This window comes from Sporosarcina sp. P2, from assembly GCF_002743255.1.
Lineage (GTDB): Bacteria > Bacillota > Bacilli > Bacillales_A > Planococcaceae > Sporosarcina.
The window spans coordinates 16,340-37,420 of record NZ_PDYY01000018.1 but is presented as its reverse complement, the minus strand read 5'-3'; the positions used below and the strand labels follow the sequence as shown (position 1 = coordinate 37,420).

Genomic DNA, 21,081 nt, shown 5'->3' with positions numbered 1-21,081 from the left:
GCTGCCAGCTTCTCCACTTATATTTCAAGACGATAAAAAGGCCATCGAATAGATGGCCTTTTTATGAATATGAAGAATGGAAACGCTTTCCCAAACGATATAAAATTATAGAACAGCCTCTTGCAATTCCCCTTGCTGTTCGTCTACTTGATGATAAGCTGCCAGGATGGACTCCTGTACTTTTGTTCGTGCATCTGAATTAATCGGATGCGCCACATCGCGGAACTCCCCATCCGGTGTGCGTTTGCTCGGCATTGCCACAAATAATCCGTCATTCCCCTCGATGACTCGGATATCATGGATGACAAATTGATCGTTAAGCGTAATGGAAGCAATTGCTCTCATCCTACCTTCTGTGTCTACCTTGCGTAATCTCACATCTGTGATTTCCATTTTCCCCACTCCCTTGTTGTCATTTTCACACTAAACGTATTCTAGGTTAGTTGGTATGATTACTTTTTTAACCATAATACTGGTGCTCATTCTATAATACTAGTTTTCACCTCGAATGAAAATAGAATCTTTTGTGAATTTTTAAAATTTGTATATTCATTTACACATTTATCTACTTTCTACCTATTCTTTTTCTACTCACGAGAAAAAACCGCCCTGATCTAGATGCTGTCAGGGCGGGCAACACATTCAATTACTTACAAATTGCAATCGCTTCGATTTCTACTCGTACATCTTTAGGAAGACGGGCCACTTCCACTGTCGAGCGTGCCGGTTTATGCTCTCCGAAGTGTTCTTCATAAATGGCATTTAGCGCTCCAAATTCATTCATGTCTTGAATAAATACTGTGGTTTTAATGACTTGTTGTAAACTTGAACCCGCTTCCTCAAGTACTTTGCCCAAGTTTTGAAGAACTTGGTTTGTCTGTGCCTCTATTCCGCCACTAACTACTTCACCAGCAAGCGTCAGAGGAATCTGTCCTGACGTGTACACTACCCCGTTCACTTTTACAGCTTGTGAATAAGGTCCAATCGCTTGTGGTGCATTTTCTGTTTTTACATATTCCATAATTCATTCCCGCCTCTCGTGAAATAATTCCCTTCTTCCAACTCAATCTTACGGCGCTTTTCATCAACTGCATGTAGTTTCACTAATGAAAGATAATCATCTACTAGTACTTCCTCAAGATGTTCGGCTTCTACTAAGACTGCCACACCACCAAGTTCGCAGTTGAATTCTTCAAGTAAGCTTTTCATGCCTTGCATGGTGCCGCCAACTTTCATAAAATCATCTGTTAACAATACTTTTTGACCGCTCTGCATACTTCTCTTTGACAGCACCATTGTCTGGATCCGGCGAGCAGAACCAGATACGTAATTAATGCTGACGGTAGGACCTTCCGTCACTTTGCTGTCCCGTCTAACCACGATGACAGGCACGTTTAAATGACGTGCTATCGCATGAGCAATCGGAATACCTTTTGTTGCAACTGTCATGATTGCATCGATTTCTCTATCAAAGAAAGCTGTCGCAATTACCTTACCGATTCGATCAAGAAACCGGGGATTTCCCAATAAGTCAGTCATATACAAATAACCGCCAGGAAGTAATCGATCCGATTTCCTTAGTTCATTCATTAATGAATGAATAACTTCCTCTATCTCCTCACGGCCGGCTAACGGAATATATTTAATACCGCCAGCAGCACCTGAAATCGTCACTAAACGACCCGTGCTACTCTCTTCAAATGTCTCTTTCAAAATACCAAGATCTTCACTAATTGAGGACTTGGCCGCTGAATACCGGTTTGAAAAAAACGTCAAAGAAATGAGTGTGTGCGGATTCTCCAGCAAATGACGTGTCATATCGACAAGCCTTTCACTTCTTTTCCATTTCATATAATACCGACTCCTAAACCCGAATGTTTTATAAGTAGGTTATCATAATCGTCCGGCATTAATCAACTACAATAGGTTCCCCAAGCATACGCACGGCATGTACGTCCTGACAAAACCCTTTCAACGCATTGACAATTTTCGGTACACGCGATTCATGTTTCACTAGTCCAAATACCGTTGGACCGCTACCGCTCATTAAAACAGCATCCGCACCAAAACGCTCCATTTGTTCCTTGAGTGTGACAACTTCCTCATGAATACCCATTGTTACAGGCTCCAATACATTCCCTAGTGATGCGCACATCTTGTCATAATCACTCTCTTGCAACGCTTCCATCATACGGTCCGTTTGCGGATGTACGATAGAAGACAAGTTCAACTGACCGTAGATATTTCCGGTCGATACACCGATTGTTGGTTTCGCCAGCACGACCCAGCAGTTAGGTGGAGCAGGTAGATGTGTAATGTCTTCTCCTCGCCCTCTCGCAATTGCAGTGCCGCCGTACACGCAAAATGATACATCTGATCCTATTTCCGCACCCAGGGTTGCTAACTCGTCTAAAGTTAAGCCTAGTTCCCATAGACGGTTTAATCCACGAAGTGTCGCGGCTGCATCTGAACTACCGCCAGCCAGCCCCGCCGCAATCGGAATGTTTTTATCCAGAGTAATTTCAACTCCGTAATCCAAGCGATAGCGTTTGCGTAATAAATCTGCTGCTTGGTACGCCAAGTTTTTGCGATCATTTGGCACAAATCGATGAGATGACTTAATCGTAATGGCATGATCCGTCGTAGGACATAGCCAGATACGATCAGCCAAATCAACCGTTGTCATAATCATCTCGACATCATGATAGCCATCCGGCCGTTTACTTAACACATCTAATGTTAAGTTGATTTTCGCAGGCGCCTTTTCGTAAATCATGATAAAAGCTCCCTCCCCACTGCATTGTTCTTGCTCATATATTACCACAGAATGGATAGAACATAAGAGGATTAAATAAAAAAGACCTGCAAAAGCTTTGCAGGTCTCTTTGTCACGTGAAATTCCGTACCACAGTTCTGTAGTAGATGATTCCTACAGTTACTTTTGCATGCCTAACATTTCATTCGTTATTTTCGCAAGATTTTATCCATCGCTTTTCCCTTTGCCAACTCATCAATCAGTTTATCCAAATAACGTATTTCTTTCATCGTTGATTCTTTCATTTCTTCCACTCTAATCCCACATATAACACCTATGATTAGCGTCCGTGAAGAATTCAACTTAGGAGCCTCCGCAAAGAACGTTTTGAAGTCTGTCTGTTTTTCCAACTGTGCTTCCAGCTCTTCCTGGTTGTACCCTGTCAACCAACGAATGATTTCATCGACCTCCAGTTTCGTGCGCCCTTTTTTCTCCGCTTTGTTAATATAGAGCGGGTTCACTTTGGCAAAACTCATTGTATATATTTTATGTGTAGTCATCGTTACTCTCCAATCATCTGTTACTTAGGATAGTTTCTACTTGAAAAACGATGTGCGACAGCAAATCCGCGGCATTTCGTCTCGCACTTAAGCGAGGTGACTGGCCGCTCCAAAGATGAATCCATTCGGGACGATTTTGCTTGGCAGCTTCACTACGAATCCCTGCCGTCAATGTATTCATTATAGGATAATCCGGTAGTTCTTCTTCGTAAGGTTTTATGTCACGGATAAAGGCATTTTGAATACCTCTTGCTGGTTTACCGCTAAATACTGACGTGACGACGGTTTGGTCTTCTGTACTTTGGAGAATGGCATCAATATGTTGTGTTTTTGCACCACTTTCGATGGCCGTCACAAAAGCGGTCCCCATTTGAACCGCTTGCGCTCCTAGTGTGAGAGCTGCTAAGACACCTCTTCCGTCCATAATTCCTCCTGCAGCAATAACTGGAATCTGCACATGGTCCACTGCTTGAGGAACAAGCGACATCGTTCCGATCATGGAATCATCGAAGCTTCCTGAAAATGTACCACGATGCCCGCCCGCCTCGCTTCCTTGCACCACGACCAGATCAACCCCGTACTTCTCATTGATCATAGCTTCTCTCACAGTTGTGGCAGTCCCCATAACGACGATATTCTCTTCTTTTAATCTTTGGATATTCTCTTTAGATGGCACGCCGAATGTGAAACTGCAAATCGCTATCTTCTCCTCAATTATGACTTCCACTTGTTTATCAAAGTTCGCGCTAGATGCTTGCTTTACTTCAGGCTCAGCTACGTGTAACTCTTCACGATAAGGTCGTAATAATTCATTGGCCTTTTTAATCTTATCTGCGGATACCTCTGACGTCTCCGGAATAAACAAATTGACACCGAAAGGCTGATCCGTTAATGCCTTTATCTTCTTAATCGCTTCTCGCATATCTTCCGCCTGCATATAGCCTGCCCCAAGCGTACCCAGACCACCTGCATTGGAAACAGCAGCTATTAATTCAGGCGTGGTCGTACCGCCAGCCATTCCTGCTTGAATGATTGGGTATGTAATTCCAAGCTTTTTTGTTACATCATTTTTATTCCACATCTTTACTACCCCCTCGAAAGATTATGTAGTAGTTTTACTGTTTCTCTTTTCCTCATGTCTCATCAATACTTTATTTCCCAACCAATAACCGATTAAAGCAGCTGCTACCATAAGTGCAATCGAAAAAAATGAATTCAAACCCGAAAAAAACAACTCCTTGATCAAGCTGATGATACCGACAAAAACGCCAGTGAATAGCCCTCGAACTATATTTCCTTTCTTCACACTTTCTCCTCCTACTGCCATTCTAGAGACCTACAAAGGCCCTAAGAATTCGAATACGTATAATGAATGTTCACTCCATCATATCGTAAATCATAGAAGATTGAAGTTTCCACCATCATTCTATGTATTAGAAAGAGTTACAAAGTTATTTCACTCTGCAACTCTAATAATTCATCTGTTACTTTATCATCGAATTCGGTAAGTATACTAAGTTCGCCGTTGTACTTACATTATCATCGTTCACTGTCAGTATTACCACATAGCCGGTCTTTTCCCATCCCGAATTAAACGTGGTTTCATAGTCAGTTTCAGAATAATGGTCCACTCCAAATTCACGTTGCGCGTGCTCGTTTAATTCATTGTACATCGCAAACATTTCATCCGAAGTATGATAGTGATCCTCGCCTCCCATAAAATCATAGGTTATAAACTGCAACTTGTTGTTTTCGAAGTAATAAATTAAATCTGTATAGTAATTATATTTTGTAGTTCGATAAATCAATAATCGTTTATTTCCTTCACGTAAATTAGAAAGTAATATTGCCGGTGACTTCGATTCAACACTCATCACTTGAGCCGGGTCCATTCCAAAGTGAATTCCTCTTGTCACCATGACTGGCGGTGCAGGTCGGAATGCGGGATCCATGGCTCTTGCTACGAAAGCGGCAATATGAGACCGGGTTAATGTTTCATTTGGTTTAAATGTACCGTCTGGATAGCCTGAGGTGATGTTTTCAAAAGCCAGTTTACGCACCGCATTATAAGCAGTAGAACCCTTTGGTACGTCTTTAAATCGTATGTCTTTTTCTTTCGTCAGTTTGAACGCATTCGCAATGAAAGCAGCCATATGTCCACGTGTTACCTTTTGGGTAGGTTTGAAAGTACCGTCTGGATATCCATTAATAATTCCCGCATTCACCGCGGAATTGATATAGCCAGAGGAATATCTGCTAGAAGGAACATCTTTAAACTTCGTCTTCGTTTTCTTTCCATTAAGACCCGTAGCTTTAGCCACCATGACCGCTACTTCTTCACGTGACACTTTGTCATTCAATCCAAAGCGCGCGCTAGGTTCAATCACTTTGTTTTCTAACAAATACATAATTGCAGTATAATTCGGATGATTTTTCGGTACATCCGTAAATACTTTAGTGGAAGCCTGTGTTTTAGGAGCTACTGAAAACGTTAAAATAAGTAGTAGAATTACTGCAAAAACTTTCTTCATACGTGTTGATCTCCTTTTCGCCATAAGATGTAATGACTATATCACGTTCATTAAGTGAAAAGTTGAATACGTTAAAAGACGTTGTTTTACTACACAAATGTACCAAATTCGCTAAGTGCAAAATCATAATTTATCTATATACATTGACGCAGTTCTATTATCTAAAGACTTCAACAGTACACTGCTATCACATAAAAATTTAGTAGTCAGAATTAACTTTCTATAATGTGTTGTGCAACACAACGCTAAAAAAGTAGTCGAGCATAATATCCTATTTTCACTCAAATTGTAAATGAAACTTCTATATATATAGACTCCTAGTCGTAGGTATATAGTGTTGACTATTATCCATTTTTACTGTTAAAAATTTCTTTCACGCCATATTTACGTTAATTACTAAACAAGTCTCCCATACTAGTGCTGTTTTTCAAACATTGATTCTTAAAAGAAATGCTTCTATGATGAATCTATATTGAACCTAGTTATTCCAAACTACAAGGAGGAAGAAAGAAATGAAGTTACGAATGCCCCATATAACTATCGTGCCTATACTATTCGGTGTACTTTTTGTAATAGTATTCACTTTTCCATTTACAAATCAAGTCTCTGCACACGGCTATGTAAGCCAGCCAGAAAGTCGAGCACTACTATGCAAGCAAGGCGATAATAGGAACTGCGGGAGAATCATCTATGAGCCACAGAGCCTAGAAGCGTCCGGGAACTTTCCAATTGGCGGACCAGCCGATGGTAAAATTGCCAGCGCAAATATTTTCTTTGAGTTAGATACACAAACCCGCCTTCGTTGGCACAAAGTCGCATTGAAAAGTGGTGACTATCAATTCAAATGGAAATTCACAGCACCACATGTTACAAGTTCATGGGAATATTACATAACACGTACAGGATGGGATACGAACCAACCGTTAAAACGTGCAGATTTTCAGAAGTTTTGTGCAGTAGATGGCAAGAAACAGAAACCCCCTTCAGAAGTAACGCATACTTGCAACTTACCTGAACGTACGGGTTATCACGTGATCCTCGCTGTATGGAATATAGGCGATACACAGAATGCATTCTATAACGTCATTGACGTAGATTTCGGTGGAAAGCAAGCATTACCAACCGAGTTGGACAAGACTTTGGAGATGACTCCTATTCTACCTAGCAAACCAGTACCTGAAACGAAGCCAGAAAAATCTACTATAGAGAAGCCAATCCAACAAGTGGGCAAATGGGATAAAGGCATGGTTTATGTTGAAGGAAATCAAGCACGATTTGAAGGTTCTTTATATGAAGCGAAATGGTGGACCCGCGGAGACCTTCCCGGTGATTCGGCTGTATGGAAGCTAGTAGAACCTGCCAACTCAAACTTACGTGACTGGAGGATGAAAAATGTTTACACAGTTGGTGAGCAAGTGGTTCACGAGGGTATCGTATACGAAGCACAGTGGTGGACGAGCGGTGACACTCCAGAAAAGAAAGATGTTTGGAAATTCATTAAGATCATTAATGCCAATGTGAAGAACTGGGAAAAGAAACTTGTTTATTTAGTAGGAAATCAAGTATTGTATGAAAATAGTTTATATGAAGCAAAATGGTGGACTCGTGGTGATCTTCCAGGAGATTCGGCAGTATGGAAACTAGTAAAATCCGCCACTACCGGCGTACCGCAATGGCGCACTGCGAATGTATACGTTGCTGGCGATCAAGTAATCTATGACGGCAATCTATATGAAGCGAAATGGTGGACCCGCGCGAATGTTCCGAGTGATAGTAAACAGTGGAAACGTAAATAATTCCATATGATTGCAGGGCTATCTACCAGTTATAATGACTGGTAGATAGTCCACAATTTTATCGTAAAAAAGAACTGCAAAGTAATTTCTCCTTTGCAGTTCCATTTGTCAGCCTGTTTTGGATTCTACGGACATCGGTTGGATTATTTTCTTTCCTCCGCTTGTCTACTTGCCATTTCAATTGCATGTTTTACCATGTTCCCTGCATCACGAGAGCGGATACCGCCCCAGCCTTCTTTCTGTACTACATCATAAAAGCCAAGCTCTTTCGCGATTTCAATTTTCAATTGATCTGACATGACGCCTTTTCTCGCCATTTTAGTTTCCTCCTTTTCGGCTGACATCTATAGTGTGCGCCAAACAGAGAAAATTACACTCCAATTAGTTAACGTAATAAAAAATCCGCCTGAACGTTCTGGGCGGATTCACTAGGAAATAAATTAAAATAGCATGATAAATTATTTGATGATAAAGGCCGTTTGGTCTGAACCATCAAGGACTGTTATTTCAACCGCTTCGGTTAAAATATCAGCATAGCTGTAAGAAACTCTTTCAAACGCATTGTCATCCTGGTCCAACTCTACTACGAAAACGGCACGATACGTATCGCGCAAGACTCCAGCATGTTCGATCGTCTTCTTACGACCACCATTTGCTTTCAAGTGGAGACGTTTCCCTAAATGAGCGTCCAGTGACTTTTTAATGTCTGCTAATGTTTTTGGCATGTTACTTACACCTCACTAAATACAAGCATAACATTTTCCCAAGCGTTTGTCAACAAAATTTTTATTTTAACAGTTTGTATATGTCTTTGTCAATCACTTTATGATGAAATTCACTATTTTTTCGTATGAAATTGTCATTAATTTTATTCCAGTTTTGTCTTGCCAAAGTAAGGGTATAGTGCATTGGCCAGTTTGATGAATTCCGGAATCGATAATGTTTCCCCTCTTCTGACTGGATCTATTCCAGATTGTTCAAACGCTTGCTGAATCAATTCCTTTTTTTCCTTACCTTCAGGAAGTGAGGACTGGAGATTGTTCCACAGCGTCTTACGACGATGCAAGAACGAACCTTGTGTCACAGTGAATAAGAAGTCTTCATCCACTACAGGAGCGTGTGCCACTTCTCTGCGCGTCAGACTAAGTACGGCAGATTCGACATTCGGTTGAGGAATAAACACCGTCTTAGGCACAATCATAGATACTTCTGCATCCATATAGTACTGGACAGCGATTGACAATGACCCATATGCCTTTGTACTTGGTACTGCTGTGATTCGATCTGCTACTTCTTTTTGCATCATGATGACAAGCTGACTTACGCGGGCTTTTTCCATCAGGAACTTCATGATGATTGGTGTTGTTATATAATACGGTAAATTGGCGACAACCACGATATCCTCATAGTCTGCAAATTGCTCTTCAATCACTTGATGAATATCCGCTTTTAGTACATCTTGGTGAATCACAGTGACATTCGAATAAGGAGACATCGTATCTTCGAGTACAGGTAACAGTCGACCGTCTATTTCAAATGCCACAACTTTCCCTGCTTGTCGTGCGAGATGTTCAGTTAATGCACCGATTCCCGGTCCCACTTCAATGACACCTGTCTCTTTCGTGATCGCTGCGTGAGAAACGATATTATGCAATACGTTCGAATCTACTAAGAAGTTCTGGCCTAAACTCTTCTTGAAGGAAAACCCGTGTTTCTGTAAAATTTCTTTCGTTCTCACTGGCGTTGCTATATCTTTATACATCTGTTTTCATTTCCTCCTCATCAAGAACTTGTATCGCTTCATTCAACTTTACGATAGAAATTCGGAACATCTCCAGTCGTTTCTTCAATCCTTTGCCGTTTACCTGCCCAATATTTAATAACTCCGACAGACATTCTCTACGCTTTCTTGAGTCGGTGTGACCGATTAATTTAGCTTCCAATAATATTGCCATCGGTATCACTTCTATTGTATGCTCACTCACCGTATAAACAGAAGCCAACGCTTGACGAATCGCTTCATCGTTCGCATGTTCAATTCCTACTCCCCGTCCATTTCTTGCTATAGTTTCTTTCTTTGGTAAAAATGCATGCTTCACATCGGGAATCTGTTCTTCGATAATTGCCCGAATACGTCGGCCCGGAAAGTCGGGGTCAGTAAATACAATGACTCCACGCGTCTGCTGTGCATGGCGTATGCGCTGGATCGTCTTATCTGAAATCGCTGAACCGTTTGTTTCAATCGTATCTGCTCCTGTCGCTCGTTTGACAGCAATAGTGTCGGATTTCCCTTCCACCACGACTACTTCTTCTATATTCACACTATTCCTCTTTTCTTACGATATCATTCTTCCCATTTTACTGTGTTTTTTCAATTCTGTACATCCATACCGGTAGGAAACAGAAAAAACCGACAAGAGAGAGAGTTTTTCTCTTCTTATCGGTACATTGCTATTAGTTAATAACTTTAATTTTCACTTGACGACGACCAAATGAGTAAGCCGCTTCTTTGGTAGGCATGTGTAAATCGATACGGTTTCCTTTGATAGCGCCACCTGTATCTCCAGCGATGGCATAACCATAGCCTTCCACCCACACTTTAGATCCTAATGGAATCACTCGTGGATCGACTGCGATTAATTTCATATTCGGGTTCGCACGCAAGTTAATACCTGTCGCTGTAATACCCGAACATCCATTACAATAAGCCGTATACGCACTTGCATTGGCGTAGAATTCTTTGCCGCCGCTTGGTTCACCATCGTTACCACGTGATACTGCAACTTGCGCCCGTGCTGGTGTACTTGAAGATTTTGCTGTTGTATTGGTAGATGCTTTTGCTATAGCCGGCGTTGCAGTTGCAACTTCTACTTTCGGCGCTTTAGCTCCTACGTGAACTACTTTATGTGTAGGTTCTTCTACCATTGTCTTACCAATCAATTCACGAGAAACTACTTTTCCATTCTTTTTCGTAATTTGGAATTTCTTTTGTAGTTTACCCTTTTTACCATTCGTGACAACTTTCTCTTTACCTTTGAGCATAGTCATATCTGTTTTTCTTTTTGTTTTGAAGTCCGCTGTTTCTTCAATTACATCTGTGATCTTTTCAACACGTGCAATGTTAACCACTGCATTAGATGCCGTCAATTTTGCATTTGTGTCGCCTTCTACTTTATCCAAGTTTGAAAGACGGATTTTTTGATCTGTCAAAAACTTTCTGACGGTTGTTTGTGTTGACCATACAGTATGCTCTTTACCGCCGTCTTTAACAATCACAGGGAATGCTTTAGCAATCGTAATTGGTTGATTTTCCGTAATCTTCGTCTCTAGAGCGGGTTCAATTTCGTCATGTGTAGAGACTTCAATTTTTGCTGTTTTAAGTACATCATTCACTGTAGCTTCTGTTGTCCAAAGTTCTTGAGTTTTGCCATCTACGTCAATTACTACTTTGTTTGCTTTTTGCCATTTGATCTCTGTATCATTTTCAATGGGTGTGTTCACTGTTGGTTCTACTAGATCATGCTTTTGTACGTTTACATCATTTGCTGCTAGTACTTCTCCGACTGTAGCCGCTGCTGTACGTAATTCTATTTGCTTGCCATTAAGATCCATTGAGATATTCTTCTTTTTTCCGTCAATCAGTACGAGTGACGTTGTGGTTACGAATAATGCTATCGCCATAAATAAAAGCGCAATGCGCATAACCTTTGTATTCTTCTGAGACATGTTAAAAAATTCCCCTTTCATTACACGGCTGAGTATAAAGCGTTTGTTTTACACTGTCAAACTTCTAAACTACTAATCATTCTTAACTTGAGGCATTCCAGATTTATTAAATAAATAATTGCCGTAAGTCGTTCACTGAATCTTAAACAGTTGTAATGCATTCGCAGTCGTTTGTTTTGCTACTTCTTCAACCGACACTTCTTTCAACCGCGCGATTTCCTCCGCCACTAATGGGACATAGGAAGGTTCATTGCGCTTCCCTCTATAAGGATGTGGTGCCAAATACGGTGCATCCGTTTCGATCAGCAACTTGTCTAGTGGTATCTTTGTTGCTACTTCTTTTGGCATTCTAGCATTCTTAAACGTTACAGGTCCGCCTAGCGAAATAAGAAAGTTCATTTCTATACATTGTGCAGCTGTTTCAACACTACCGCTGTAACAATGCATAATCCCACCGACCTCTGCCGCATTTTCTTCTTGCAAAATCCGAACTACGTCTCCTGTCGCATCGCGATTGTGAATGATGATTGGCAAATCTACTTCTTTTGCTAGTTGGATCTGTTTACGAAACAACTCTTGCTGTATATCTTTCGGTGATTTATCCCAGTAGTAATCGAGACCGGTTTCTCCAATGCCGACGACTTTCGGATGGGCCGACAACTCTTTGATCCATTGTAGATCACTTTCCGTGCAATCTACTGCATCAACAGGATGCCAACCAATAACACCATAGATGAATGGGTATTGTTCTACTAATTCCATAGCCTTGTTGATAGTCTTTGTATCAAACCCAACTACGACCATTTTTTCTACGTTTGCATCAATTGCACGTTGAATGACTTCTTCCACGTCTTCTTCGTATTGATCTGCATTTAAATGAACATGTGTATCAATAAACATAGTATCTCTCCTAACACTGTTTTCTATTCTATTGTCTTTGATTGTGTCTTTCATCTCATTTATATTACAGTTGTGTAACAAATAGTTTGTTTATTCCGTCTACTGTTTTCGAAACGCTTTACTACTAGACGTGCAAAAGTATTAGGGGGTATATGGAAGAATTTTGACATTTATAAGTTTGTTGTAACATTTGCGACATAAAATCAAGTAAAGTGGGTATATCGCTTTCTAGGTTGAGTGAAATTGTTTTTTTCTAGACCAAGAAAGTGCGATCGAAAAGGTAAACACTTCTTCCATTTCTACACTAGACACATCGCGTAAGTCTCCCGGCAGAACCAGTATCCTTGTAAAAAAACTAGTCTGAGGATTCATCCGACAACTGTCTCCTACTTGCCAAGTCTCCAAACCATTACAGGACAGGCATAATCACTCATGCGCAACAACATAACTCCGCATTCTACTCTCCAATGACCTAATTGATACCTAAACGCAAAAAACTGCCACCAGAAGTCGTTGATTCCGACCTCTAATGACAGCTTTATTACGCGATCAATTATTTTACTTGTGCGCCATTCTCTAATGCTGGATCAACTGTCGCAAGTTTTAGCACGCCATCTTTTTCGCCTGCCAAAATCATGCCTTGTGATAATTCACCACGTAGTTTAACCGGCTTCAAATTCGCAACGACAATGACTTTCATGCCTACTACATCCTCAGCATTGTAATATTGTGCAATGCCAGATACTACTTGACGCTGCTCATAGCCTAAGTCTACTTGTAACTTTAACAGCTTGTCGGCTTTTGGTATTTTTTCACACGCCGTGACAGTCGCTACACGCATGTCTACGTTCATGAATTCTTCAAACGTGATTTCATTTGTTTCTTCTTCCAGTTTCTCTTCCATTTCAGCAGGTGCAGTAATAGCCATTTGCTGGCGAATGTACTCAACTTCTACTTCTGTCTCCAGACGCGGGAAGATAGGAACACCTTTCTTGATGACTGTTGTGCCTGCTTTGATTGCATAGCCTTCATCTAAAGTATTCCATCCTAATGAATCTTCGGACAGACCTAGTTGTTCGATCATCTGTTTCGGTGCGTTTGTCATGAATGGCTGTAAGAGAACCGCTGTATGATGAAGGGATAGCGCTAAGTGATACATAACTGAAGCCAATTTCATGCGATCTTCTTCTGACTTCGCCAATATCCACGGAGATGTTTCATCAATATATTTATTTGTACGGGAAATTAATGCCCATACATCAGAAAGTACGACGCTAAATTGCATCTTTTCCATAGAAACCTCATATTTCTTCACTGTATGCTGAATCATGTCGCGTAATGGTGCATCAAATTCAGTTGGTACAAGACCTTCAGTCAGAACCTCGCCATCAAAGTATTTATTGATCATTGAGATGGTTCGGTTCAATAAGTTTCCTAAGTCATTCGCTAAGTCATAGTTAATACGCTCTACAAATGCTTCCGGTGAAAATACACCGTCTTGACCAAATGGTAATTCACGAAGCAAGAAATAACGTGTAGCATCAAGGCCATATCGTTCAACAAGCATTTCTGGATAAACTACATTGCCTTTAGATTTCGACATCTTGCCATCTTTCATCATGATGAAACCATGTGCGAATACTTTCTTCGGCAATGGCAAGTCAAGTGCCATCAGGAAGATTGGCCAATAAATCGTATGGAAACGAACGATATCCTTACCTACCACATGAACATCCGCAGGCCAGTACTTATCGAATAAAGACTCGTCATCGGACATATAACCAAGTGCTGTAATGTAGTTCGTCAATGCATCGACCCAGACGTAAATAACATGTTTTGGATCTCCAGGCACTTTAATTCCCCAGTCAAATGACATACGGGAAACAGATAAATCTTCAAGACCTGGTTTAATAAAGTTATTGATCATTTCATTTTTGCGTGATTCCGGCTCAATGAATGTAGGATTCTCTTCATAATACGCAAGCAGACGATCTGCATACTTTTTCATATTAAAGAAGTATGACTCTTCTTCTACTCGGTGAACTGGACGACCACAGTCTGGACAGTTTCCATCTACCAGTTGCGATTCGGTGAAATATGATTCACATGGAACGCATTTCCATCCTTCATACTTTCCTTTATAAATATCTCCATTATCAAGAAACTTCTTAAATATCTTTTCAACGATTGTCTTGTGACGATCTTCCGTCGTACGGATTAAGTCATCATAAGAAATATCCATCAGTTTCCACAAATCTTTCGCAATATCTGCAATGCCATCGACGTATTTAATTGGTGACAGACCTTCTTCTTCTGCCTTTTCTTGAATCTTCTGGCCATGCTCGTCCATTCCAGTCAGAAATCTGACATCGTAGCCACGTAAACGCTTATATCGCGCCATTGCATCCGATGCAATTGTCGTGTATGCCGTTCCTATATGAAATTTCCCACTTGGATAATAAATAGGTGTTGTGATATAAAATGTTTTTGATTGATTCTCCACGCGTAATTCCTCCAAATAATTAATGTATATTTTCATTTTATAGGATGTTGCACGAAAGTGCCATGTTCTCCTCCGAACCTTATATTTTTATAACTTCTTTCAGCTTGCTCATTGGCTACGATCCCCATACCTTCAGCATCTCTCATTTTTTACCTATCAAATAATTAATAAATATTAATAGTGTTTATTTGAGTTATGATGATTGACGGTTATTGGAAGAGTTGGTATGATATTTAACAGGCAAGAGAATCCTGTCGAATTTTGACGAATGTTAAATCTGGAGTGTAGGAGGAATTTTTTCCATGAAGTCTACTGGAATTGTGAGAAAAGTTGATGAGCTAGGTCGTGTTGTGATCCCGATTGAACTTCGTCGTACGCTCGGTATTGAGCAAAAAGATGCGTTAGAAATATACGTGGATGACGACAAAATCATCTTAAAAAAGTACATGCCTAATATGACATGTTCGATTACAGGAGAAGTGTCGGATGATAATCTTCGTTTGATCGATGGTAAGTTAATTTTGAGTCCTGAAGGTGCAAAGCAATTGATGGATGAAATTCAAAATAAAATCAATTAATTTGTAAAAATCCTGAACGTGTACACGTTCAGGATTTTTTCTTACCCTACATGATAGGCTTGATAAACATCTCGTTTACTCAACTCACGGACATCTGCCACTTCTTTGATCGCATCTTTCGAACGAATTTCCTTTTCTTCTATTATACGTTCTACATGTTCCTTAATGGATAGGTCTGTCCACCAAGCAATTGCGGCTTCGTGTTGCACGTTCTGATTACCTTCCACAATCAAACAGAACTCCCCTCTGATTTCATTGGATTCTGCCCACTCTATTGCTTCTGCAATCGTTCCTCTCAAGAACTCTTCAAATCGCTTCGTTAATTCACGGGCCATCACAATTTTTCGTTCATCTCCAAATTGTTCTACTAAACCGCGCAATGTCTGTTTTAAACGATGTGGAGCCTCGTAAAATATTATTGTTTCCTCATAGTGCTGTAAGTTCTCAAGCTGTGTTTTTAATTCCTTTTTTTGACGCGATAGAAATCCAAAAAACAAAAACGGTTGCGCTGTAATACCTGAAGCTACTAATGCTGTAATAGCTGCGTTCGGTCCCGGAACGGGAACGACAGCGAATCCCTGTTCAATCGCTAATTCTACAAGATCTGCGCCGGGGTCTGAAATACATGGCATCCCTGCGTCACTGACAATAGCAATGTTATTCCCATCTTGAAGGAGTTCTATTATTTTTTCTCCCGCCACACGTGTATTATGTTCGTGATAACTGATCATTTGTGTAGTAATCTCAAAATGATTACATAATTTAATCGTATTACGCGTATCCTCCGCCGCAATATAATCTGCTTCCTGTAAGATCCGAACTGCACGGAATGTCATATCTTCGAGGTTGCCGATTGGTGTGCCTACGATGAACAACTTCCCGAACTCTGTTGCTTCAGCACTCTTTTGTGACGTAATCATGTGGACCGCTCCTTTTTTATATATTGTTCTTTTTGTTTTCGGGTTAATTGCTTAAACTGATACTCTGCTTGCATCGCTTGCCGTTGAGTTTCAAATAATTCTTGATAAATATACTTTACAGGTAGACGCCCTCTCGTATACTTTGCGCCTTTTCCTTCATTATGTACACGTAAGCGGCGTTCTAAATCATTCGTATATCCAGCGTAATATGATCCGTCATTGCATACTAGTACATAGAAGAAGTGCTCAATTTTCCCCATACAATAGCCGCCTTACTTCATCCGTATATTCTCCATTTTCACGGTAGACATATAAAGGAGGTAGAATTTTAAGATCAGGTTTTCCATCCTTAATTGCTTCGATTAATAGTGTATTTGCTTCTTTCCCTTCTTTCGGATAGACGAAACGAATACGCTTTGGTTCTAAACGATACTGCCTCATGGATGTGATGATGTCAAGAAGTCTACCGGGACGGTGAACAAATGCTGCTTTCCCACCTTGTTTCAATAATTCACTTGCAGATTTCACTGCTTGATCTAGTGTTAGCTCTACTTCATGCCTAGCGATCGTGTAATACTCACTTTTGTTTCTAGCACTTTTTTCATTTGCCGGGAAATAAGGAGGATTGCATGTAACCGTATCATATAACTCATAACCAATTTTTTTTGCAATATTTATGACGTTTCCATTTTCAATCGTGATCTGTTGTTCTAGACCGTTAAGCACTACACTTCTATGCGCCATATCCGCTAGGCGTTCTTGCAATTCAATACCTATGATTTCGCCTTTCGTCCGGGCACTCATGAACAAAGGGATTACACCGTTACCTGTGCATAAATCAACAATCTTTCCTCCTCGGATCGGCATATAGGCAAAACGTGCCAACAGCACTGCATCTAGTGAAAAGGAAAAAACAGAAGAGCTTTGAATGATGCGCAAGTCCTCTGCCAATAAATAGTCCATTCGTTCATCATTTTCTAAGTTCACAATCTACACTCCTTCAATCAAAAGAAAAAGCCAATACCTAAAAATAGGAATTGACCTCTCAACCGTTCTGTTTATTTAAGAATGACAGGCAGAATAGACAATCTTCGCCTTTACGGCTGCTGCCGTAGTGCACATTGCACACATGAAAACCTTCATTGTACAAACGAGCTAGATTGTCTACGCCTTCGCCCACGTCAAGCTTCTTTGGACGTTCATCACGCGCGGCCTCTTCTATTTCTTGTGTAATCTTATCGATTTCATCAAGTCGCGTTCGCAGATGATGGTTTTCCAGACGAAGCGAGTGGTTTTCTTCAGTCATCTTTGCAACAAATCCAATGAGTTCCCGGAATTGTTTTTGCATAGAATCCAACTGTTGTTCAAAATCCATTACCCTGTCAAGAAAGTTCACTTCTTTCAACTGTTCCACCTCATCATTTAGTCAATTGAGCTGTTTCTTTCTGTAAATCCTCAATCTCACTCCACGCATATTCCACTACTCGTTCAAATGCCGGCATATTCACTTGAAGTACACGCTCCAATAAGTTCAGTCCGACTACTTTTCCTACTCCATCTTGTGTAACTACTTGTTTACCAAGATCGGGCATTAGCGCTTTCGCTTCTTCATATGCATCATTTTCATACTTCAGACAACACATCAAACGACCACATAGACCCGAAATCTTTGATGGGTTCAATGAAAGGTTCTGATCTTTCGCCATCTTGATAGATACCGGCTCAAAATCACCTAAAAATGTTGAACAGCAAAGCATTCTACCACATGGACCGATACCGCCTAGCATTTTCGCTTCATCACGTACACCGATTTGGCGCAATTCAATTCTAGTCCGGAAAATTGCAGCGAGATCCTTTACTAGGTTGCGGAAGTCCACTCGGCCTTCAGCGGTGAAGTAAAAAACAATTTTATTACGATCAAATGTATATTCCACATCTACTAAACGCATATCTAATTGATGTTCTGTAATTTTTTCAACGCAGACATCAAATGCTTCATTTGCCTCTTGCTCATTCTCTTTGACTCGTTCACGATCACCCTCATCTGCAAGACGAATGATCTTTTTCAGTGGCAAGACGACATCTTCATCATCTATTTCATTACTTCGACTGGCTACCTTACCGTACTCTACACCTCGTGCTGTTTCCACAATGACATAGTCGCCAATTTCAATCGGCATATCCAATGGGTCAAAATAATATAACTTTCCCGCTTTTTTAAAGCGGACGCCTACGACTTTATACAAACGATAACCCCTCCTGCATAGTAAGCACCAATTGTTCTAGTAAAAGCGTACGATTCATATTTTGATGCAATCGTTTTTTCGCCTGCAAGACGGCATCTATTTTAACAGTTAAACTGCTATAAGTATTTTTGACAGAATGTCCTGTGAAGACTTCTAATTGATCGGGATACGATATAGTTGATTGCAAACCTGCTTTCACCGCCACAATATCACGGTACGCGAAGAGAAGCAAATCAAGGCCTTGTTCACAATCACTTTTTTCCTTCATGACAGGCATCCAATCTGTCTGAATGAACAGCAACGCCTCACCTGGGGATCGCTGTTCGATTGCCTCTACTAATTTTAACACTAATTTCCGTCTCTGTACAAAGGAATCTTCTTGAGCCATCCTATAAGCCGCTTCAACATTTGCTGTCATCATCGTTACAGTAGATGCCATAGAAGCTGTAACTCCTTTTTCCACGAGACTTTCAATACTATTTTGGCGATTCATCGGCTGAAGCGAAATTCGCTGGCACCGTGATTGAATTGTTGACAAAATGGATGGATAGGAATCCGTAAGTAAAATAGCTGTGACATTTCCTTCAGGTTCTTCAAGGAACTTCAGCAATGTATTGGCTGCTGAGGCATTCATTCTCTCCGCATGAACAATCACATATACTTTCCGTCCCTCTTCATACCCTTTTTTCGTCATTTTTATAATTAATTCAGACATTTGATCCTTTTTGATGTCCTGTCCATCAGGTCTGATCCAGACTACGTTCGGATGATTACCTGATTCTATACGTTTACACGAGTGACATGTTTCACATGGAACATTTTCTTTCGGATTCATGCATAATAGCAGTTTCGTGAAATATTGTGCAACTGCCTCTTTGCCTGCACCATTCGAACCTTCAAATAAATAGGCATGTCCAATACGCTGTCTTTTGTGAATCATAGTTAATTTGTCGATAACTTGCTTCTGAGACTGCAATGCATGGTCGTGCAACGTCTGTGACATGCAAGCTCCTCCTTAGTTAGTAAAGATGTTGCAAAAAACCCCGTGCTACATGTGAGTGCGGCACGGGATCACGTATATAAATTGATCAGAAGACCTTTGATTTCACCAATTTTGGCGAGTAAATCAATGGATGATTCTTCTTCATCCAACAGTGCCTCCGTCAACGCGATTAGTTTTTCATCTATTGTTTGGACCAAATTCAACCGGCGACCTTCACCGAACTGGTTCCATGTATGAGATTGTGTTAACTCAATACCTGAATCTACTGCCTCTTTCAAAAAACGTTTGATCAGCATCTTGTATTTCGCCATGTCACGTAAGTTTCGAGACCTTGCGAGACGATCTCCAGCACTTGAGATATCCCCAAACAACCGGGCAATCTGTTCTCCTTGCAGACGTGATCCTTGTTTTTCTACCATTTGTCCAAACTTGGGATTACCCTGTGCATGCCGAAGAGGATCAGGCGATAATTTATCCATCCCTGTACGGTATTCACCATTGACTTTCATCAGCATTCACCTCTAAATCAAAAATGGTGGAACTGCTCAATTGGCAAGACAAATACAGTAGCTCCGCCTACTTCTACTTCAATTGGATACGGAATATATGAGTCCGCATTACCACCCATTGGTGAAACCGGTGCAACCATTTGATCCCGAGAACGGCAATTATCACGAATTAAATCTAGTGCTTTGGAAACTAACTCATCTTCCACACCCATTAGAAATGTTGTGTTACCTGCGCGTAGGAATCCACCAGTACTGGCTAATTTTGTATTCCGAAAATCACTTTTAGTCAATGCGGAAGATAATCGGTTACTATCTTGGTCCTGTACGACTGCTACAATCAGTTTCAATGTACTCTCCCCTTTTCCGATTTCTCATAAAACGTATTTCTTCTTTATTATATCATGAATTCTTATGTAAGTTGACTTCCATACTTACAATTTCCCAAACATTTTCAATTACTTGTGCTGGTAATTGTTGTGCGTCAACTATCTGTATTCGCCCTTCATCCCGTAACATCACTTCTTGATAGCCTTTGTACACTTGCTCATGAAATTCCATTTTTTCTAAATCCAGACGATTCTGTTCACGTTCCTTATCTCTCCATATCCGGGCTAGTCCTACTTCGGGCGGCACATCGAAGAAAATGGTACAATCCGGCATATACTCTTCAATCGCGAATAAGTTGATTGCCAGTACTTCGTCGATGCCTAATTTACGTGCGAACCCTTGATATGCCAATGAACTATCAATAAAACGGTCGCATAGAACAATTTTATTCTGTTGTAGTGCAGGTATGATTTTTTCTACTAAATGTTGTCTACGTGCAGCTGCATACAACAGCGCTTCCGTCTTACCGTCCATCGTACTGTGATTTGAATCCAAGATGACTTCACGAATTTTTTCTGCAATAGGAATTCCACCCGGTTCTCGTGTCATGATTACATCTTGTCCTTGTGCCAATAAACGTTCCGCAATTGCTTGCAATACAGTCGTCTTGCCGGCTCCTTCCGGCCCTTCAAAACTAATGAATAATCCAGCCATCTTCTTATCCCCT

26 protein-coding genes are annotated in these 21,081 nt (G+C 40.7%); 2 read left to right on the top strand and 24 right to left on the bottom strand.

The genetic code is table 11. The annotated features are described in order from the left end of the window. Positions 1–105: 105 nt before the first annotated feature. From spoVG to CSV67_RS15600, 8 genes are all read right to left on the bottom strand, one after another. The gene (spoVG, locus tag CSV67_RS15635; protein WP_099632522.1) at positions 106–393 is read right to left on the bottom strand and encodes a septation regulator SpoVG; all 288 of its coding nucleotides are present in this window, start codon (positions 391–393) and stop codon (positions 106–108) included. A gap of 253 nt (positions 394–646) precedes the next feature. Further along, complete coding sequence (locus tag CSV67_RS15630; protein ID WP_099632521.1) at positions 647–1,021, bottom strand: RidA family protein; 375 nt, start codon at positions 1,019–1,021, stop codon at positions 647–649. Continuing rightward, a complete protein-coding gene (gene purR / locus CSV67_RS15625; protein ID WP_099632520.1) occupies positions 1,009–1,851 on the bottom strand; it encodes a pur operon repressor in 843 nt (280 codons plus the stop codon). The genes CSV67_RS15630 and purR overlap by 13 nt, the downstream gene beginning before the upstream one ends. A 58-nt stretch (positions 1,852–1,909) precedes the next feature. Beyond that, positions 1,910–2,776 (bottom strand): 4-(cytidine 5'-diphospho)-2-C-methyl-D-erythritol kinase, encoded by an 867-nt coding sequence (gene ispE / locus CSV67_RS15620; RefSeq protein WP_099632519.1) that lies wholly within the window; start codon positions 2,774–2,776, stop codon positions 1,910–1,912. A gap of 188 nt (positions 2,777–2,964) precedes the next feature. After that, positions 2,965–3,315 carry a DUF2200 domain-containing protein gene (locus CSV67_RS15615; RefSeq protein ID WP_099632518.1) on the bottom strand — a complete coding sequence of 117 codons (351 nt, stop codon included), beginning with the start codon at positions 3,313–3,315 and terminating at the stop codon, positions 2,965–2,967. 13 nt (positions 3,316–3,328) lie between these two features. Further along, positions 3,329–4,396 (bottom strand): NAD(P)H-dependent flavin oxidoreductase, encoded by a 1,068-nt coding sequence (locus CSV67_RS15610; protein ID WP_099632517.1) that lies wholly within the window; start codon positions 4,394–4,396, stop codon positions 3,329–3,331. Between the two features lie 21 nt (positions 4,397–4,417). Continuing rightward, the gene (locus tag CSV67_RS15605) at positions 4,418–4,621 is read right to left on the bottom strand and encodes a hypothetical protein (protein WP_099632516.1); all 204 of its coding nucleotides are present in this window, start codon (positions 4,619–4,621) and stop codon (positions 4,418–4,420) included. 178 nt (positions 4,622–4,799) lie between these two features. Beyond that, positions 4,800–5,846 (bottom strand): S-layer homology domain-containing protein, encoded by a 1,047-nt coding sequence (locus CSV67_RS15600; RefSeq protein WP_158232964.1) that lies wholly within the window; start codon positions 5,844–5,846, stop codon positions 4,800–4,802. Between the two features lie 512 nt (positions 5,847–6,358). On the opposite strand from CSV67_RS15600, the gene CSV67_RS16570 reads away from it, so the two are divergent. Then, positions 6,359–7,642, top strand: a complete 1,284-nt coding sequence (locus CSV67_RS16570) for a lytic polysaccharide monooxygenase (protein WP_143560719.1) — start codon at positions 6,359–6,361, stop codon at positions 7,640–7,642. 143 nt (positions 7,643–7,785) lie between these two features. Here CSV67_RS16570 and CSV67_RS15580 read toward each other — a convergent pair whose 3' ends face one another. The 7 genes from CSV67_RS15580 to metG form a co-directional block, all read right to left on the bottom strand. After that, on the bottom strand, positions 7,786–7,959 hold the full coding sequence (locus tag CSV67_RS15580) for a small, acid-soluble spore protein, alpha/beta type (protein WP_099632514.1): 174 nt from the start codon (positions 7,957–7,959) through the stop codon (positions 7,786–7,788). A gap of 141 nt (positions 7,960–8,100) precedes the next feature. Beyond that, complete coding sequence (gene veg / locus CSV67_RS15575) at positions 8,101–8,367, bottom strand: biofilm formation stimulator Veg (protein WP_029054863.1); 267 nt, start codon at positions 8,365–8,367, stop codon at positions 8,101–8,103. Between the two features lie 143 nt (positions 8,368–8,510). Next, entirely contained in the window at positions 8,511–9,404 is an 894-nt protein-coding gene (rsmA, locus tag CSV67_RS15570; RefSeq protein WP_099632513.1) for a 16S rRNA (adenine(1518)-N(6)/adenine(1519)-N(6))-dimethyltransferase RsmA, read from the bottom strand. Next, positions 9,397–9,963, bottom strand: a complete 567-nt coding sequence (gene rnmV, locus CSV67_RS15565) for a ribonuclease M5 (RefSeq protein ID WP_099632512.1) — start codon at positions 9,961–9,963, stop codon at positions 9,397–9,399. The genes rsmA and rnmV overlap by 8 nt, the downstream gene beginning before the upstream one ends. A 133-nt stretch (positions 9,964–10,096) precedes the next feature. Further along, a complete protein-coding gene (locus CSV67_RS15560) occupies positions 10,097–11,368 on the bottom strand; it encodes a G5 and 3D domain-containing protein (protein ID WP_233189631.1) in 1,272 nt (423 codons plus the stop codon). A gap of 132 nt (positions 11,369–11,500) precedes the next feature. Continuing rightward, entirely contained in the window at positions 11,501–12,268 is a 768-nt protein-coding gene (locus CSV67_RS15555) for a TatD family hydrolase (protein ID WP_099632510.1), read from the bottom strand. A 553-nt stretch (positions 12,269–12,821) separates the two neighbouring features. Beyond that, positions 12,822–14,807, bottom strand: coding sequence for a methionine--tRNA ligase (gene metG / locus CSV67_RS15550; protein WP_099632509.1), 1,986 nt, complete (start codon positions 14,805–14,807; stop codon positions 12,822–12,824). 266 nt (positions 14,808–15,073) lie between these two features. On the opposite strand from metG, the gene CSV67_RS15545 reads away from it, so the two are divergent. Next, complete coding sequence (locus CSV67_RS15545; RefSeq protein ID WP_029054857.1) at positions 15,074–15,349, top strand: transition state genes transcriptional regulator AbrB; 276 nt, start codon at positions 15,074–15,076, stop codon at positions 15,347–15,349. A gap of 41 nt (positions 15,350–15,390) precedes the next feature. Here CSV67_RS15545 and rsmI read toward each other — a convergent pair whose 3' ends face one another. From rsmI to tmk, 9 genes are all read right to left on the bottom strand, one after another. Continuing rightward, positions 15,391–16,266 carry a 16S rRNA (cytidine(1402)-2'-O)-methyltransferase gene (gene rsmI, locus CSV67_RS15540; protein ID WP_099632550.1) on the bottom strand — a complete coding sequence of 292 codons (876 nt, stop codon included), beginning with the start codon at positions 16,264–16,266 and terminating at the stop codon, positions 15,391–15,393. Then, the gene (locus CSV67_RS15535; RefSeq protein WP_099632508.1) at positions 16,266–16,529 is read right to left on the bottom strand and encodes a GIY-YIG nuclease family protein; all 264 of its coding nucleotides are present in this window, start codon (positions 16,527–16,529) and stop codon (positions 16,266–16,268) included. The genes rsmI and CSV67_RS15535 overlap by 1 nt, the downstream gene beginning before the upstream one ends. Then, positions 16,516–17,259 (bottom strand): tRNA1(Val) (adenine(37)-N6)-methyltransferase, encoded by a 744-nt coding sequence (locus CSV67_RS15530; RefSeq protein ID WP_199173206.1) that lies wholly within the window; start codon positions 17,257–17,259, stop codon positions 16,516–16,518. The genes CSV67_RS15535 and CSV67_RS15530 overlap by 14 nt, the downstream gene beginning before the upstream one ends. A 55-nt stretch (positions 17,260–17,314) precedes the next feature. After that, on the bottom strand, positions 17,315–17,674 hold the full coding sequence (yabA, locus tag CSV67_RS15525) for a DNA replication initiation control protein YabA (protein ID WP_099632507.1): 360 nt from the start codon (positions 17,672–17,674) through the stop codon (positions 17,315–17,317). A 13-nt stretch (positions 17,675–17,687) separates the two neighbouring features. Further along, a complete protein-coding gene (locus CSV67_RS15520) occupies positions 17,688–18,515 on the bottom strand; it encodes a PSP1 domain-containing protein (protein ID WP_099632506.1) in 828 nt (275 codons plus the stop codon). Further along, a complete protein-coding gene (gene holB, locus CSV67_RS15515; RefSeq protein ID WP_099632505.1) occupies positions 18,508–19,518 on the bottom strand; it encodes a DNA polymerase III subunit delta' in 1,011 nt (336 codons plus the stop codon). Before holB ends, CSV67_RS15520 begins: the two co-directional genes overlap by 8 nt. 68 nt (positions 19,519–19,586) lie before the next feature. Next, positions 19,587–20,027 (bottom strand): YaaR family protein, encoded by a 441-nt coding sequence (locus CSV67_RS15510; protein ID WP_099632504.1) that lies wholly within the window; start codon positions 20,025–20,027, stop codon positions 19,587–19,589. Between the two features lie 17 nt (positions 20,028–20,044). Continuing rightward, positions 20,045–20,374 carry a cyclic-di-AMP receptor gene (locus CSV67_RS15505; RefSeq protein WP_009499399.1) on the bottom strand — a complete coding sequence of 110 codons (330 nt, stop codon included), beginning with the start codon at positions 20,372–20,374 and terminating at the stop codon, positions 20,045–20,047. 52 nt (positions 20,375–20,426) lie between these two features. Further along, positions 20,427–21,068, bottom strand: a complete 642-nt coding sequence (gene tmk, locus CSV67_RS15500; protein WP_099632503.1) for a dTMP kinase — start codon at positions 21,066–21,068, stop codon at positions 20,427–20,429. Positions 21,069–21,081 lie beyond the last annotated feature (13 nt).

What these genes read in the sequence shown, in the direction of transcription:
- spoVG (WP_099632522.1), bottom strand. Translation starts at nt 393, where the DNA reads ATGGAAATCACAGATGTGAGATTACGCAAGGTAGACACAGAAGGTAGG.
- CSV67_RS15630 (WP_099632521.1), bottom strand. Translation starts at nt 1,021, where the DNA reads ATGGAATATGTAAAAACAGAAAATGCACCACAAGCGATTGGACCTTAT.
- purR (WP_099632520.1), bottom strand. Translation starts at nt 1,851, where the DNA reads ATGAAATGGAAAAGAAGTGAAAGGCTTGTCGATATGACACGTCATTTG.
- ispE (WP_099632519.1), bottom strand. Translation starts at nt 2,776, where the DNA reads ATGATTTACGAAAAGGCGCCTGCGAAAATCAACTTAACATTAGATGTG.
- CSV67_RS15615 (WP_099632518.1), bottom strand. Translation starts at nt 3,315, where the DNA reads ATGACTACACATAAAATATATACAATGAGTTTTGCCAAAGTGAACCCG.
- CSV67_RS15610 (WP_099632517.1), bottom strand. Translation starts at nt 4,396, where the DNA reads ATGTGGAATAAAAATGATGTAACAAAAAAGCTTGGAATTACATACCCA.
- CSV67_RS15600 (WP_158232964.1), bottom strand. Translation starts at nt 5,846, where the DNA reads ATGAAGAAAGTTTTTGCAGTAATTCTACTACTTATTTTAACGTTTTCA.
- CSV67_RS16570 (WP_143560719.1), top strand. Translation starts at nt 6,359, where the DNA reads ATGAAGTTACGAATGCCCCATATAACTATCGTGCCTATACTATTCGGT.
- CSV67_RS15580 (WP_099632514.1), bottom strand. Translation starts at nt 7,959, where the DNA reads ATGGCGAGAAAAGGCGTCATGTCAGATCAATTGAAAATTGAAATCGCG.
- veg (WP_029054863.1), bottom strand. Translation starts at nt 8,367, where the DNA reads ATGCCAAAAACATTAGCAGACATTAAAAAGTCACTGGACGCTCATTTA.
- rsmA (WP_099632513.1), bottom strand. Translation starts at nt 9,404, where the DNA reads ATGTATAAAGATATAGCAACGCCAGTGAGAACGAAAGAAATTTTACAG.
- CSV67_RS15560 (WP_233189631.1), bottom strand. Translation starts at nt 11,368, where the DNA reads ATGTCTCAGAAGAATACAAAGGTTATGCGCATTGCGCTTTTATTTATG.
- CSV67_RS15555 (WP_099632510.1), bottom strand. Translation starts at nt 12,268, where the DNA reads ATGTTTATTGATACACATGTTCATTTAAATGCAGATCAATACGAAGAA.
- metG (WP_099632509.1), bottom strand. Translation starts at nt 14,807, where the DNA reads ATGAAAATATACATTAATTATTTGGAGGAATTACGCGTGGAGAATCAA.
- CSV67_RS15545 (WP_029054857.1), top strand. Translation starts at nt 15,074, where the DNA reads ATGAAGTCTACTGGAATTGTGAGAAAAGTTGATGAGCTAGGTCGTGTT.
- CSV67_RS15535 (WP_099632508.1), bottom strand. Translation starts at nt 16,529, where the DNA reads ATGGGGAAAATTGAGCACTTCTTCTATGTACTAGTATGCAATGACGGA.
- holB (WP_099632505.1), bottom strand. Translation starts at nt 19,518, where the DNA reads ATGTCACAGACGTTGCACGACCATGCATTGCAGTCTCAGAAGCAAGTT.
- CSV67_RS15510 (WP_099632504.1), bottom strand. Translation starts at nt 20,027, where the DNA reads ATGAAAGTCAATGGTGAATACCGTACAGGGATGGATAAATTATCGCCT.
- tmk (WP_099632503.1), bottom strand. Translation starts at nt 21,068, where the DNA reads ATGGCTGGATTATTCATTAGTTTTGAAGGGCCGGAAGGAGCCGGCAAG.